The organism is Pseudomonas fluorescens, assembly GCF_003732425.1.
Taxonomy (GTDB): Bacteria; Pseudomonadota; Gammaproteobacteria; order Pseudomonadales; family Pseudomonadaceae; genus Aquipseudomonas; species Aquipseudomonas fluorescens_BE.
The window spans coordinates 149,376-162,516 of the sequence record NZ_MOBX01000016.1 but is presented as its reverse complement, the minus strand read 5'-3'; the positions used below and the strand labels follow the sequence as shown (position 1 = coordinate 162,516).

Annotated in this window: 14 protein-coding genes; 3 read left to right on the top strand and 11 right to left on the bottom strand. The window is 59.5% G+C overall.

Translation table 11 applies throughout. The annotated features are described in order from the left end of the window. Positions 1 to 2: 2 nt before the first annotated feature. Positions 3 to 947, bottom strand: coding sequence for a choline ABC transporter substrate-binding protein (locus tag BK670_RS26355; RefSeq protein WP_007918300.1), 945 nt, complete (start codon positions 945 to 947; stop codon positions 3 to 5). A gap of 436 nt (positions 948 to 1,383) precedes the next feature. Between BK670_RS26355 and BK670_RS26350 the strand changes: the two genes are divergently transcribed. Next, complete coding sequence (locus BK670_RS26350) at positions 1,384 to 2,760, top strand: L-serine ammonia-lyase (RefSeq protein ID WP_123454180.1); 1,377 nt, start codon at positions 1,384 to 1,386, stop codon at positions 2,758 to 2,760. A 550-nt stretch (positions 2,761 to 3,310) separates the two neighbouring features. Then, positions 3,311 to 4,414, top strand: coding sequence for a choline metabolism transcriptional regulator GbdR (gene gbdR, locus BK670_RS26345; RefSeq protein WP_007949927.1), 1,104 nt, complete (start codon positions 3,311 to 3,313; stop codon positions 4,412 to 4,414). Positions 4,415 to 4,502: 88 nt separating this feature from the next. Here gbdR and BK670_RS26340 read toward each other — a convergent pair whose 3' ends face one another. From BK670_RS26340 to BK670_RS26305, 6 genes are all read right to left on the bottom strand, one after another. After that, positions 4,503 to 4,766: a hypothetical protein gene (locus BK670_RS26340; RefSeq protein WP_016983943.1), complete on the bottom strand. Its 264-nt coding sequence runs from the start codon at positions 4,764 to 4,766 to the stop codon at positions 4,503 to 4,505. 352 nt (positions 4,767 to 5,118) lie between these two features. After that, complete coding sequence (locus BK670_RS26330) at positions 5,119 to 6,282, bottom strand: gamma-butyrobetaine dioxygenase (protein WP_123454178.1); 1,164 nt, start codon at positions 6,280 to 6,282, stop codon at positions 5,119 to 5,121. Between the two features lie 24 nt (positions 6,283 to 6,306). Then, the gene (locus tag BK670_RS26325) at positions 6,307 to 6,783 is read right to left on the bottom strand and encodes a thioesterase family protein (protein ID WP_123455118.1); all 477 of its coding nucleotides are present in this window, start codon (positions 6,781 to 6,783) and stop codon (positions 6,307 to 6,309) included. A gap of 179 nt (positions 6,784 to 6,962) precedes the next feature. Then, positions 6,963 to 7,928 (bottom strand): L-carnitine dehydrogenase, encoded by a 966-nt coding sequence (locus BK670_RS26320; RefSeq protein ID WP_123454176.1) that lies wholly within the window; start codon positions 7,926 to 7,928, stop codon positions 6,963 to 6,965. Positions 7,929 to 8,086: 158 nt separating this feature from the next. Continuing rightward, complete coding sequence (gene cdhC / locus BK670_RS26310; protein WP_123454174.1) at positions 8,087 to 8,974, bottom strand: 3-dehydrocarnitine:acetyl-CoA trimethylamine transferase CdhC; 888 nt, start codon at positions 8,972 to 8,974, stop codon at positions 8,087 to 8,089. 105 nt (positions 8,975 to 9,079) lie between these two features. Further along, positions 9,080 to 10,024 (bottom strand): choline ABC transporter substrate-binding protein, encoded by a 945-nt coding sequence (locus tag BK670_RS26305; protein WP_123454172.1) that lies wholly within the window; start codon positions 10,022 to 10,024, stop codon positions 9,080 to 9,082. A gap of 192 nt (positions 10,025 to 10,216) precedes the next feature. On the opposite strand from BK670_RS26305, the gene BK670_RS26300 reads away from it, so the two are divergent. Beyond that, entirely contained in the window at positions 10,217 to 11,161 is a 945-nt protein-coding gene (locus tag BK670_RS26300; protein ID WP_123454170.1) for a GlxA family transcriptional regulator, read from the top strand. 137 nt (positions 11,162 to 11,298) lie between these two features. Here the strand turns inward: BK670_RS26300 and BK670_RS26295 are convergent, their stop codons facing one another. The 4 genes from BK670_RS26295 to BK670_RS26280 all read right to left on the bottom strand — a co-directional run bounded on the left by BK670_RS26295 (position 11,299) and on the right by BK670_RS26280 (position 12,920). Next, complete coding sequence (locus BK670_RS26295) at positions 11,299 to 11,715, bottom strand: DUF3010 family protein (RefSeq protein WP_123454168.1); 417 nt, start codon at positions 11,713 to 11,715, stop codon at positions 11,299 to 11,301. A 29-nt stretch (positions 11,716 to 11,744) separates the two neighbouring features. Next, complete coding sequence (locus BK670_RS26290) at positions 11,745 to 12,068, bottom strand: helix-turn-helix domain-containing protein (protein WP_123454166.1); 324 nt, start codon at positions 12,066 to 12,068, stop codon at positions 11,745 to 11,747. Continuing rightward, entirely contained in the window at positions 12,052 to 12,306 is a 255-nt protein-coding gene (locus BK670_RS26285; protein WP_123454164.1) for a type II toxin-antitoxin system RelE family toxin, read from the bottom strand. The genes BK670_RS26290 and BK670_RS26285 overlap by 17 nt, the downstream gene beginning before the upstream one ends. A gap of 212 nt (positions 12,307 to 12,518) precedes the next feature. Next, on the bottom strand, positions 12,519 to 12,920 hold the full coding sequence (locus BK670_RS26280) for a lysozyme inhibitor LprI family protein (protein ID WP_123454162.1): 402 nt from the start codon (positions 12,918 to 12,920) through the stop codon (positions 12,519 to 12,521). Between the last annotated feature and the right edge of the window lie 221 nt (positions 12,921 to 13,141).

Here is a 13,141-nt window from a genome sequence, read left to right as displayed (position 1 = left end):
GATTACTGGAGTTTGGCTTTCACGGCCTCCAGGCCAGGTTTACCGTCAATGGTGGTCACGCCAGCGAGCCAGGTATCGAGCACTTGTGGATTCTTTTTCAGCCAGGCCTTGGCGGCCGCGTCAGGCTTCATCTTGTCGTCGAGGATGTTGCCCATCAGCTCGCTTTCCATGTCGACGGTGAACTCCAGGTTCTTCAGCAACTGACCGACGTTGCTGCATTCCTCGGCGTAACCCTTGCGGGTGTTGGTCGCCACGGTCGCAGCACCGAAATCGGGGCCGAAGAAATCATCGCCGCCGGTCAGGTATTGAATCTTGAAGCGCTTGTTCATCGGGTGTGGCGCCCAGCCGAGGAAAACCACGGCAGTGTCGCGTTTTTGCGCGCGATCCACCTGCGAGAGCATGCCCGCTTCCGACGATTCGACGACTTTGAAACCGGCGGTTTTCAGGCCGAAGGCGTCCTTGTCGATCATGCTCTGAATCAGACGGTTGCCGTCGTTGCCAGGCTCGATACCGTAGATCTTGCCGTCGAGTTCTTTCTTGAATTTGGCGATGTCGGCGAAGTCATGCAGACCTTTGTCATACAGCGCTTGCGGCACGGCGAGTGTGTACTTGGCGCCCTTGAGGTTGGTGCGCACGGTTTCCACGGTGCCGGCGTCGCGGTAGGCCTTGATGTCGTTTTCCATGGTCGGCATCCAGTTGCCGAGGAACACGTCCATGTTCTTGCCGTCGGCCAGCGACTTGTAGGTCACGGGCACGGAGATCATGGTGGTCTTGGTCTTGTAGCCGAGGGCGTTGAGCACAACAGAGGTGGTAGCGGTGGTAGCGGTGATGTCGGTCCAGCCGACATCGGAGAAGTTAACGGTACTGCACTGTGCCGGTTCTGCAGCTTGCGCCAGTAACGGCAGACTCAGCATGGCGGCCAACAACAACGACGGGGAACCTTTCATGGATGGACTCCTTGGTGTTTTTTTTGGCAGTGTTCCGACTGTGGACCACCGCACTTATAGGTTGCGGTTGGATGGCGTTCTGGAGACAGCTCTACCACGGCGCCTTGCAATCGAGTCATAACGATCATGTACCAGTGAAAATCTGACGCCTACAGGGGGGGTCGTATCCAGTACAGGGATGGTCGCATCCAGTGTCAGTGACGTCGCTTACAGCTTTTTTCAGCCCCGAATGGCCACCTGAACCGCACAAAAACGGCGAAAAACCGGGGTGAAAACGGCGCGGCGCTGGTGGACATGAGTGCGTCGGTGTCAGACGCCGTGCGTCCCGACAAAAGCCTGATGATGCGGGCATTCCGGCGGATCGCAGCTTGAGCGTAGCAGCTCCGCCAGCGGGCGCTTCACGCCCCGGATTGGCATCCTCAGGAGCTCTGCAGCAATGGCTATCAGCGTTTTCGACCTGTTCAAAATCGGCATCGGCCCTTCCAGTTCCCACACCGTCGGACCTATGCGCGCCGCGGCGTTGTTCGTCGAGTCGCTTCGGGCCAAACACCCGTTGGAACAAGTGCGCCGTATAGAAGTGCAATTGTTCGGATCGCTGTCGGCTACAGGCATTGGTCACGGCAGCGACAACGCGGTGATCATGGGGCTGATGGGCGAATGGCCGGACGCAATCGACCCGTCGCAGATCGGCCCGCGCATTCAGGCGTTGCGCGAAACGCATACCCTGCTATTGGATGGTCGTTTGTCGGTGCCGTTTGTCTGGGCACGGGACATGCGCCTGATCGACGAGAACCTGCCGTTCCACCCCAATGCCATGACGATTGTTGCGGAGGGCGATCACGGCGAACTGCATCGCGACACCTACTATTCGGTGGGTGGCGGTTTTGTCGTGGATCAGGCACAGGCCTCCAGCGGTGTGGTCGATCTGGATCGCACTGAATTGCCCTATGACTTTTCCAGCGCGGTCGAGCTGCTGGAGCTGTGCAAACGCAACAATCTGCGCGTCGCCGAATTGATGATGGCCAACGAAAAGGTCTGGCGCAGCGAGGAAGAAATCCGCGCCGGGCTGATGAAACTGTGGCGGGCGATGCAGGATTGCGTCGAGCAGGGCCTCAAGCACGAAGGCATCCTGCCCGGCGGACTGAATGTGCGTCGGCGCGCGGCGAAGTTGCATCGCAGTCTTCAGGAGTTGGGCAAGCCCAATGTGATCGGCTCGACGTTGAGCGCGATGGAGTGGGTCAACCTGTTCGCCCTGGCGGTTAATGAAGAAAACGCGGCGGGCGGGCGCATGGTCACGGCGCCGACCAATGGCGCGGCGGGGATCATTCCGGCGGTGTTGCACTACTTTATGAAGTTCAGCGAAGCGGTGACTGACGCCAACGTGGTCGATTACTTCCTCGGTGCGGCGGCGGTAGGGATTCTGTGCAAAAAGAATGCTTCGATCTCGGGTGCCGAAGTGGGTTGCCAGGGCGAAGTCGGCTCGGCGTGCGCGATGGCAGCGGCGGGGCTGGCGGAGATTCTTGGCGCTACGCCTGAGCAATTGTGCAACGCGGCGGAGATTGGCCTGGAGCATAACCTCGGGCTGACTTGCGATCCGGTCGGTGGCCTGGTGCAGGTGCCGTGCATTGAGCGCAATGCGATTGCCGCGGTGAAGGCGATCAACGCGGCGCAGATGGCGTTGCGTGGGGATGGACAACACTTTATTTCGCTGGACCGGGTGATCCGCACCATGCGTGATACCGGTGCCGATATGCATGACAAATATAAAGAGACATCGCGGGGCGGGTTAGCAGTCAGCGCGGTTGAGTGCTGAATCAGTGACACCGAGGTGTGCTCTTCGCGAGCAGGCTCGCTCCCACATTGGACCCTGGCGTTCACACATTTTGTGTTCACTGGAAGTCTACTGTGGGAGCGAGCCTGCTCGCGAAGGGGCCAGACCAGTCAAAACTGCTCACCAAGTGAACACAGACAGTAAATCACGCCACCTTTTAGCGCGTCGCAAACAGATAAGAGTCTTTCCCACCTGTTACATGCCTTCAGCACCCCCTACCGTCCGTCACCCGTGCCTGCGTTTACACTCCCCACAAACTGCGCGCAGGCCAGTTCCCACAAGTGCTACCGATTTGCTCACACGCTGCGGGGCAGGGCTTTCACCCACGCTGATGGCACTTCGAAATACCTTTCGTCGGACGTCTCGTATAGACACGTCGCGACGTCGTTTTCAGGAGTTATTGAACGGCCATCCAATTTTAGGCATGGCAATTGCTCTGTCATAACAAAGCCCGTCTCCCACGCGAGAACGCTGGCAATAACAAGAGCCTCCGCCTGAGGCCATCACCCGCTTTGTGTGAGGAGATACCGCGATGACGTCGTTCAACTCCGGGGCCCAACCCCAGAACCGTGCGCCTCAATCCATTGGCTTTTTGCTGCTGGACAATTTCACGCTGATTTCTCTGGCGTCCGCAGTAGAACCCCTGCGCATGGCCAACCAATTGTCCGGTCGCGAGCTGTATCGCTGGAGCACCCTCACCGTCGATGGCGGCCAGGTGTGGGCCAGTGACGGTCTGCAAATCACGCCAGACGCCTCCATGCACAAAGCGCCACCGCTGGACACCGTGATCGTCTGCGGCGGTATCGGCATTCAGCGCACGGTCACCCGTGAACACGTTTCATGGCTGCAAAGCCAGGCACGCCAGTCCAAGCGTCTTGGCGCTGTGTGCACCGGCAGTTGGGCTCTGGCCTGCGCCGGCCTGCTCGACGGTTTCGATTGCAGCGTGCACTGGGAATGTCTGGCAGCGATGCAGGAAGCCTTCCCGCGCGTGGCCATGAGCACGCGCCTGTTCACCCTCGACCGCAACCGTTTCACCAGCTCCGGCGGCACCGCGCCACTGGACATGATGCTGCACCTGATCAGCCGCGATCACGGCCGTGAACTGTCCGCCGCGATCTCGGAGATGTTTGTCTACGAACGCATCCGTAACGAGCAGGATCACCAGCGCGTGCCGCTCAAGCACATGCTCGGCACCAACCAGCCGAAGCTGCAGGAAATCGTGGCGCTGATGGAAGCCAACCTCGAAGAGCCAATCGATCTTGATGAACTGGCGGTGTACGTCGCCGTGTCGCGTCGACAGCTGGAGCGGCTGTTCCAGAAATACCTGCACTGCTCGCCGTCGCGTTACTACTTGAAGCTGCGCCTGATCCGCGCCCGGCAGCTGCTCAAGCAGACGCCGATGTCGATCATCGAAGTGGCGTCGGTGTGTGGTTTCGTCTCGACACCGCACTTCTCCAAGTGCTACCGCGAATACTTCGGCATTCCGCCGCGTGACGAGCGTGTTGGCTCCAACACCACTCAACAAGTGGCGATGTTGCCGCTGCCGCAGGCGATTGTGATGTCGCCGCTGTCGGGGCCGATGTCGGCGTTGAGTCAGGCGCGTAATGAGTCGACGTTTGCCAGCGTAAGGCTGTAAGGCAAAAGATCGCAGCCTGCGGCAGCTCCTACAGGGATATGCGTTCCAATGTAGGAGCTGCCGAAGGCTGCGATCTTTTGATCTGCTGTCAGGCGCTATGGCTTTGCTGATAGTCCGCCAATGCCGGCAGTAATTGTTTGTCGATCGCCTGACGCACCGCCGGCTGGATACTGGCACCGCTGGTGTACATGTCCTTGACCATCTTGCGCAGTTCAAACGCGCGAACATTATCCAGACCACGCACCGCGCACTCGCAAGCCTGATCGGCGGTAGTGCCACTGGGTACTTGAATACCCAACGCCTTGAGCTGGCCCAACAAATCTTCCTGATCGATCAAATCGGCATACATCATGACGCGCATCCTTCTTCAATAACGGAGGTCGTGGCTCGATTCTGGTAGCCATGCCGGGGCACGGCAAGGGCGATTTGTCGCAGTGGCTGCGACGGCTATGAACAGGTCGTTTTCGGCTAACTCGCCGCTGCAGGGAGTGGGCACACTGAGCTCAGCTTGCAACACGAAGGTTTGGTCACCCTCGCTTGGCAGCTCCTCAACAGTACCCTCTGCCCCGATCCTGTCACGGCTTGTATCGGGGCTTTTTTCATTTTGTGAAAGGCAAAAGATCGCAGCCTTCGGCAGCTCCTACAGGAAAACGCATTCCAATGTAGGAGCTGCCGAAGGCTGCGATCTTTTTGCTTTGAATGGTCTAGCGCTGCAACACCAGAATCCGCGACAACAACTCATCCCGGTCGACATAACAGCCCTGAAAATGCCGCGCCCCGGTGGCCGGATCAAACGCATTGCGCGCGTGCAACGTGCGGCGGTTATCAAAGCACCACAGCTCACCGGAATTAAGCCGCTGCATCAGCCGAAACCGTGGCTCGCGGGTCATCGCGATAAAGCGCCGATACGCCTGATACAACCGTGGCATCTGCGCAACCGACGTATCAAACGCCCCGCGCAGAAAGTTCGCCATGCGAATCTCCGTCACGCGCCCCAAAGCATCCAAAGCAATGATCGGCGCCAGGCAGCGATAGTCGCTGTGGCGATCCTTGTTGCGAAACTCTACGGGGATTTCACACAGCGCCTGAAACGATGCCGGGTCTTCACTGCGCAGCGCATCGGCAATCGCAAAGCCATCGACAAAAATGCTCTCGCCACCCTCAGCGTCATTCACCAGGCAATGCAGAAATTGCAGCCCCGGTTGCAGCTCGCGAGTGGGCAGATCGGTGTGCAGCGGCAGGTTGAAAGCGGTGTAGGCATTACTGTCGGCATCGGCTTTGGATTGCACGTTGAACAGCACACCGAAGTTGCTTTCGCGAATAAAGGAAATGCGTTGGGCGATGAGTTTCAGCGAACCGGGTTCGGTGGGCACACCGCGCACTTGCGTCAGGCCGATGTCGCGTACGGCGAGCAGCCATTGCAGCAGTGCGGCGTTGTCGTTCATCAGTGCCGCGTATTCGAACACCGGCAATTGCAGATCGCTGCGCCACAGATAAGGCTTGGGCTTGCCGGCCAGGCGTTCGGCGCGGGATTCATCGTCATAGGCATGAGCGCGCAGCCAGCCCGGATCGAAACGGCTGAGGTGGCCGTCCTGCCAGTCGATGCGCAAACAGCCGTCGGTGTCGATTTGGGCGGCGGCAGGCTTGAGGTCTTCAGCGGCATCGACAATCTCGAGCACCTGCTCGCGGGTAACGTTGTAGACGCACTGCGGGCACGGGCAGTTATCCCGCAACCAGACGTGGTGAAACGGGCTGACGCGACCGTCAGCCCATTCAACGGCAACGCGATCCGCCAGGGTCTGCACGCCAGCGAGCGCGCTGATCAACGGATAAGTACGGAAGTCGGCAACAGCGGCAGCGGTGTGCATGGCGGGTTCCTGTAGATCGATGGATTACCGGGCGGGTGGCAGTGCGATAACGCGGCCGATGTAAGCGGGAGCGGGCAGGTCTTGCTGTTCGGCGACGATGCTTTGCAGACGGCCCAGGGTGTCCGGGCTGAACGGCGCCGAACGCGGCCCGGCGAGGTCGACGTGCAGCAGCATCTGTTCGTTGCCGGCCAGTTCCTGCTCGCCACCGACCTTGTGCAGGCTGTGATAGAGGTGCAGGCGTTTGCTGTCGTGGCCGATGATTTGCGTGTGCACTTCGACCTCGGTGTCGAGCTTCACTTCGTGCAGATAATTGAGGTGCAGTTCGAGGGTGAACAGCGAGTGGCCGCTGGCTTCGCGGTTGTTGCTGTCCATGCCGAGGCGGTCCATCAGGGCATCGGTGGCGTAGCTGAAAATCAGCAGGTAGAAGGCGTCACGCAGATGGCCGTTGTAGTCGACCCAGTCGGGGATGATGGTGGTTTGGTAAGTGGTGAGGGTAGGCATCAGGGAACTCCACAGATCGCTGGCGGTGGACATATTTGTGGCGAGGGAGCTTGCTCCCGCTGGACTGCGCAGCAGTCCCGAAACCTCTGAACGTGGTGTGTCAGTCAGGGCGTACTCGCTGGTTTTACGACCGCTTCGCGGCCGAGCGGGAGCAAGCTCCCTCGCCACAGGGTTTGTGATTACTCGCTGAACGCCATGCCATGTTTTTCTTTGGTGGTTTTCACCGCCTCAAGCACCGCCAGCAGGCAATCATCACGATAGCGCTCCAGCGCCGAAATGCTGTGCCGACCGAGCTGATCACTGGTGCCATCGACCACATCGTCAATCAGCTTGTCGGTCAGTTCTGGCGCCGGCAGATAGGTCCACGGCAACTGCAACGCCGGGCCGAACTGCGACATGAAGTGACGCATGCCGGCATCACCACCGGCCAGGGTGTAGGTCAGGAATGTGCCCATGAACGACCAGCGCAGGCCGGCGCCAAAGCGGATCGCGTCGTCGATCTCGCCAGTGGTCGCTACGCCATCGTTGACCAGGTGCAGCGCCTCACGCCATAGCGCTTCGAGCAAACGGTCGGCGATGAAACCGGGCACTTCCTTGCGCACATGCAGCGGACGCATGCCGAGGGATTCGTAGACTTTCATCGCGGCCTGAACGGCCTCGGGTGCGGTGTTCTTGCCACCCACGACTTCGACCAGCGGCAGCAGATAAACCGGGTTGAACGGGTGGCCGACCACGCAGCGTTCAGGGTGCGTTGAGCTCTCGTAGAACTCGCTCGGCAACAGGCCCGAGGTACTCGAACCGATCAACGCATTAGGCTTGGCCGCTGCGCTGATTTTGCTGTGTAGATCGAGCTTCAACTCGAGACGTTCCGGGGCGCTTTCCTGAATGAAGTCGGCGTCGCGCACGCATTCTTCGATGGTCGCAACAAAGCGCAGACGATCCTGCGACGCGCCCGGCGCCAGACCGTTTTTCTCCAGTGCGCCCCAGGCATTGGCTACGCGTTTACGCAGCGCCGCTTCGGCGCCGGGTGCTGGGTCCCAGGCGATCACATCCAGGCCATGGGCGAGGGCGCGAGCTACCCAACCGCTGCCGATGACACCGCTGCCCAGCGCGGCGAAGGTTTTGATTTCGGTGATAAAGCTCATAGGAATTTTCCCGTGGAAGGTAATCCCTGTAGGAGCTGCCGAAGGCTGCGATCTTTTGATCTTGATCTTGAAAAACAAAATCAAAAGATCGCAGCCTTCGGCAGCTCCTACAGGTGAAATTTGGGGGGCAGTCAGAGCCCCATTTTTTGAGCTGAGGGTTAACCGCGCTGGGTCAGGCCCATTTTCTTGCGACCTTCCGCCGGGGTCAGCACCCGGGCGCCGAGGCGGCTGAGGATCTCGCTGGCGCGTTCGACCAGTTGGCCGTTGGTCGCCAGCACGCCTTTGTCCAGCCACAGGTTGTCTTCCAGACCGACCCGCACGTTGCCGCCGAGCAGCACCGCTTGCGCGGCCATCGGCATCTGCATGCGGCCAATGCCGAACCCGGCCCACACCGCGTCGGCCGGCAGGTTATCGACCATGGCTTTCATGGTTGTGGTGTCCGCCGGGGCGCCCCACGGGATGCCCAGGCACAGCTGGAACAGCGGGTTGTCGAGCAGGCCTTCCTTGATCATCTGCTTGGCGAACCACAGGTGACCGGTGTCGAAAATCTCCAACTCGGCCTTCACCCCCAGCTCGGTGATGCGCTTGGCGCCGGCACGCAGTTGCGCAGGCGTCGAAACGTAAATGGTGTCGCCGTCGCCGAAGTTCAGCGTGCCGCAATCGAGGGTGCAGATTTCCGGCAGCAACTCTTCAACGTGGGCGAGACGGGTCAGCGGGCCGACCAGATCGGTGTTCGGGCCAAACTCCATCGGGTTCTCGCCAGCGCCGATCTCCAGATCGCCGCCCATGCCGGCAGTGAGGTTGACGATGATGTCGACGTCGGCCTCGCGGATGCGCTCCATCACTTCGCGGTACAGCGCCACGTCACGGCTGAACTTGCCGGTCTGTGGATCGCGCACATGGCAGTGCACCACGGTGGCGCCGGCCTTGGCCGCTTCTACGGCGGCAGCGGCGATCTGTTTCGGGGTGACCGGCACGTGCGGGCTTTTGGCGGTCGTGTCGCCAGCACCGGTGAGTGCGCAGGTGATGATGACGTCGTGGTTCATGGTGCGGTTTCCTTCAGGCGTGATGGGTCTGTCCGCAGCCCTTTCGGGGCTGCGAAGCGTGGTTCAGGCGCCTCTCCCATCTGGGAGAGGGGCTTTCAGTCGGGGTTATTTACTGGTCAGCTGGAGGTTTTCAGCGGCCGGTTTGCCATCGAACGTGGTCACACCTTCGAGCCAGCGCTGCTTGTCTTCGGGGTGATCCTTGAGCCATTGCCTGGCCGATTCGAAAGCGTCCTTGTGGTCGAGCAGCGGTTGCATCATCCGGCTCTCGTCTTCGGCGGTGAACGTCAGGTTGGTCAGCAGGCGACCGATGTTCGGGCACTGCTCGGCGTACTTCGGCGCAGTGACGGTCCACACGGTGGCCATGCCTTCGTTCGGGCCGAGGGCGTCGTCGCTGCCGGTCAGATACGTCATCTGTACGTTGACGTTCATCGGGTGCGGCGCCCAGCCGAAGAACACCACGGCCTCTTTGCGGCGCACGGCGCGGTCAACGGCGGCGAGCATCCCGGCTTCGCTGGATTCAACCAGCTGGAATTTACCGAGGCCGAACTGGTTCTTGGCGATCATTGCCTTGATCTGCGTATTGGCGCCCGAACCTGGCTCGATGCCGTAGATCTTGCCGCCCAGTTCTTTTTCGAACTTGGCGATGTCGGAGAAGGTTTTCAGGCCCTTGTCGGCCAGATAAGTCGGCACGGCGAGGGTGGCGCGGGCGTCTTTCAGGCTTGGCGCCTCAAGGACTTTGACCTGATTGGCGTCAACGAACGGCGTGATGGTCTGGGTCATCAACGGGTTCCAGTAGCCGAGGAACAGGTCCAGCCGCTGATCGCGGATCCCGGCGAAGATGATTTGCTGGGAGGCGCTGGTTTGTTTGGTGTTGTAGCCGAGGCCGTCGAGCAGGACCTGGGTCATGGCACTGGTAGCGATCACGTCGGTCCAGTTGACCACGCCCATGCGCACGTTCTGGCACGAGGCGGGTTCGGCCGCCACGACGCTGGCGCTCAAGAAAGCGGTACCGCTGAGTGCAAGAACACAGCTGCTGATCAGTCGTTTCATGTCGGGTTCCTCGGCAGGTCGTTTATTGTGGTTTCCGGCGTCTGATGCGCCGGTGATGCCAAGTTACGCAGCTATGCCCCCGTAAAAGCGCACTGCGGCGACTGGCAATTGCACTGTAGCGACCTGTGCGCTTGAACGCTGACGACAATCGGCGTATCAACATCCCACGCTACCCGCTAACCGAGTGCGCACATGTCCCAGGATTTCTACTTCTTGCTGATGCCGGGGTTCTCCGCCATCGGCTTTATTTCTGCGATCGAACCGTTGCGCGTGGCCAACCGCTTTCGTGGTGAGTTGTACCGCTGGCATGTGCTCAGTGCCGATGGCGGAGCGGTGCTGGCGAGCAATGGCATGTCGGTCAACGCCGACGCGGCGCTGGAACCGCTGAAGAAAGGCGCGACGTTGTTGGTGGTGGCCGGGTTCGAGCCGCTGAAGTTCGCCACGCCAACCCTTGAACACTGGTTGCGGCGGCTGGATAACGAAGGCGTGACCCTCGGCGCCATCGACACCGGCAGCTTCGTTCTCGCTGAAGCAGGCCTGCTCGACGGCCATCGCCTGACCTTGCACTGGGAAGCCATCGACGCCTTCAAGGAATCTTATCCACAGCTCAGCGTGACCCAGGAGCTGTTCGAGATCGACCGTCGACGCATCACCTCGGCGGGCGGTACGGCGTCCATCGATTTAATGCTCGATCTGATCGCCCAGGCCCACGGCCCGCAACTGGCGATTCAGGTCAGCGAGCAATTTGTACTGGGGCGCATTCGTCCGCGCAAAGATCACCAGCGCATGGAAGTCGCCACGCGTTACGGGATCAACAACAAGAAGCTGGTTCAGGTGATTGGCGAGATGGAACAGCACAGCGAACCACCGCTGACCACACTGCAACTGGCGGAATCGATCAAAGTGACGCGGCGGCAGCTTGAGCGTTTGTTTCGGCTGCATCTGAATGACACACCGAGCAACTTCTACCTGCGCCTGCGCCTGGAAAAGGCCCGGCAGCTACTGCGCCAGACCGACATGAGCGTGCTTGAAGTCAGCATCGCCTGCGGTTTCGAATCACCGTCGTACTTCACCCGCAGCTACCGCGCAAAATTCGCCCGCTGTCCCCGCGAAGACCGCCGTACCGCCCAAGCCTGAATGGATGTACCCAAAACCAATGTGGGAGCGAGCCTGCTCGCGAAGACGGCGTGTCAGTCAATACAGGATTGACTGATCCACCGCTTTTGCGAGCAGGCTCGCTCCCACATTTGGATCTTCATTGTCTGAAAAAACGCTTACTTCTTCACGAGCGCCGAGCACGCCGCTTTATAAGCCTCATGCTGATACTTGTTCAGCGTCCCCGGCAGCTCGAAATTGTGCTTCTTGGCCTGTGCATTGATCGTCTGCGGCGACAACAGCGTCACCTCACACCCGTCCAGCAACTGAAACACCCCCTCAATTTTGAACGTCGTCGGCCCGCCGGCAAATTCACCCTTCTTGCTGCGCTTCTTGATCGCAATCCGGTCAACCGAATTCTCGCGCACAAACGACGCCACCTGCGCCGCAAACATCTTCACGTTGGCCGCGTCGTCATCGTCTTCGAGAGCGATCTTCTTGGTAGCAAGGGGAATGTGGCTCAGGGCCGAACCGTCGAGAGCGGCCACGGCGATGATCGCTTCGCTGCCTTTGATTTCGATGCCGCAGATGTTCATGGGGAATTCCTTGAAGTGAAGAGGGCAGCTTACAGCTCTAGCTGATTGGCGGTGATGCCGAACGCCGACGCAATTTTCTCACGCGTAACCTTGCGAGGCTTGGCGACTGTTTCCTGCTGGGCAAACGCCGGTTGCGAAATACCCATGCGTTTGGCGACTTCTTCTTGAGTCAGGTTGAGGTGTTCGCGCCAGGCACGGATCGGTGTTGCCCCATCGACCATCCGACTGACGACCTCATGGGGAATCAGGTCGGGCTGCATTTTTTGCGCAACGTACTGCGCGTAAGGGATGACGACGAAGGCGGGGTTGCCCTCGGCGTCATTAATGATTTGGATGTCAGTAGGTGCGTTCATCGCGTTTTTTGACCTCTTGAATACTGACCACTTTGATTGCTCCGTCCCAGTCGAACATCACTCGATAATTGCCGACACGCAGGCGGTAGGAGTAGTCATGGCCAATCAGTGCTTTGACATTGCCCACATCAGGCATGTCGGCAAGCGCCGTAACAGCATCCCGAACCTTTACCTGATGCACAGAATGCAATTTCAAGAGTTGCTTAACGGCCTTTCGTGTCCAGTGGATGCTGTTCATGGAAGAATATAAGTCTTTTATAAGATTCGCGAATCTTTACTTATATTTTCAAAGCGACCAATCAAGAACTGTTGTCAGCATATTGCGTGAAAGGCCCGTAGATCGGAGCTTTCACGCAATAGGTGTAGGCGAAGTCGGCATGTGCCGTAAGAAGAAGAGATTCACGAGGCAAATGCAAAAAGCAGTTCCAATTTTCCTTCAAATTTTGAGGACTATTCCTGCCCAATCGACTCCAAAAACTCCGACCGTTCATCACTCATCCGCGCCACGCAGTCATTCTGCGCAATCGTAAAGGCCTTGCTCCCCGCCGTCGCCGGGAACGCTTCTACCGCGCAGTCCGCATCCCGGGTCTTCAGCCACTGCTGCTGGGCGGTTTTGAGTTTGGCGGTGATATCGGCCAGTTGCGTCGGGATCTTGCCGTACGCCGTCTGCATGCGCTCGTTGAGGCTGGCGTAGTTGTCCTTGAGCAGGTCTTCGGCGGTGGTGCGGCTGTAGGTCGAGCATTCCAGGGTCTGGACGTCGTTTTCCACCGCGTCGCACGGGTTGTTGTCGGACTCTTCGGCGGCGTGTACGCCGGTCGCAATCAAAGCCAAAGCCAGGAAGATCGATTTCATTGTTGTCGCCGCTCTAATCCAGTGGTGTTTCCCAAGATGCGCCAGATTCTGGCTCAAGCTGGCGGGCTTGAACAGGTAGCTGATCGGAGCGTCCGGCGACCCTTTGTCGCGGATTGACGCTTTCGGCAATTCCCCTGTCGTTTTTGCACCCGGTCGCCCCGGCACCGAGGCATATGCTGGCCCCAAAGCGCCGGCAGACGATTCGGCGCATGAATCGCCAA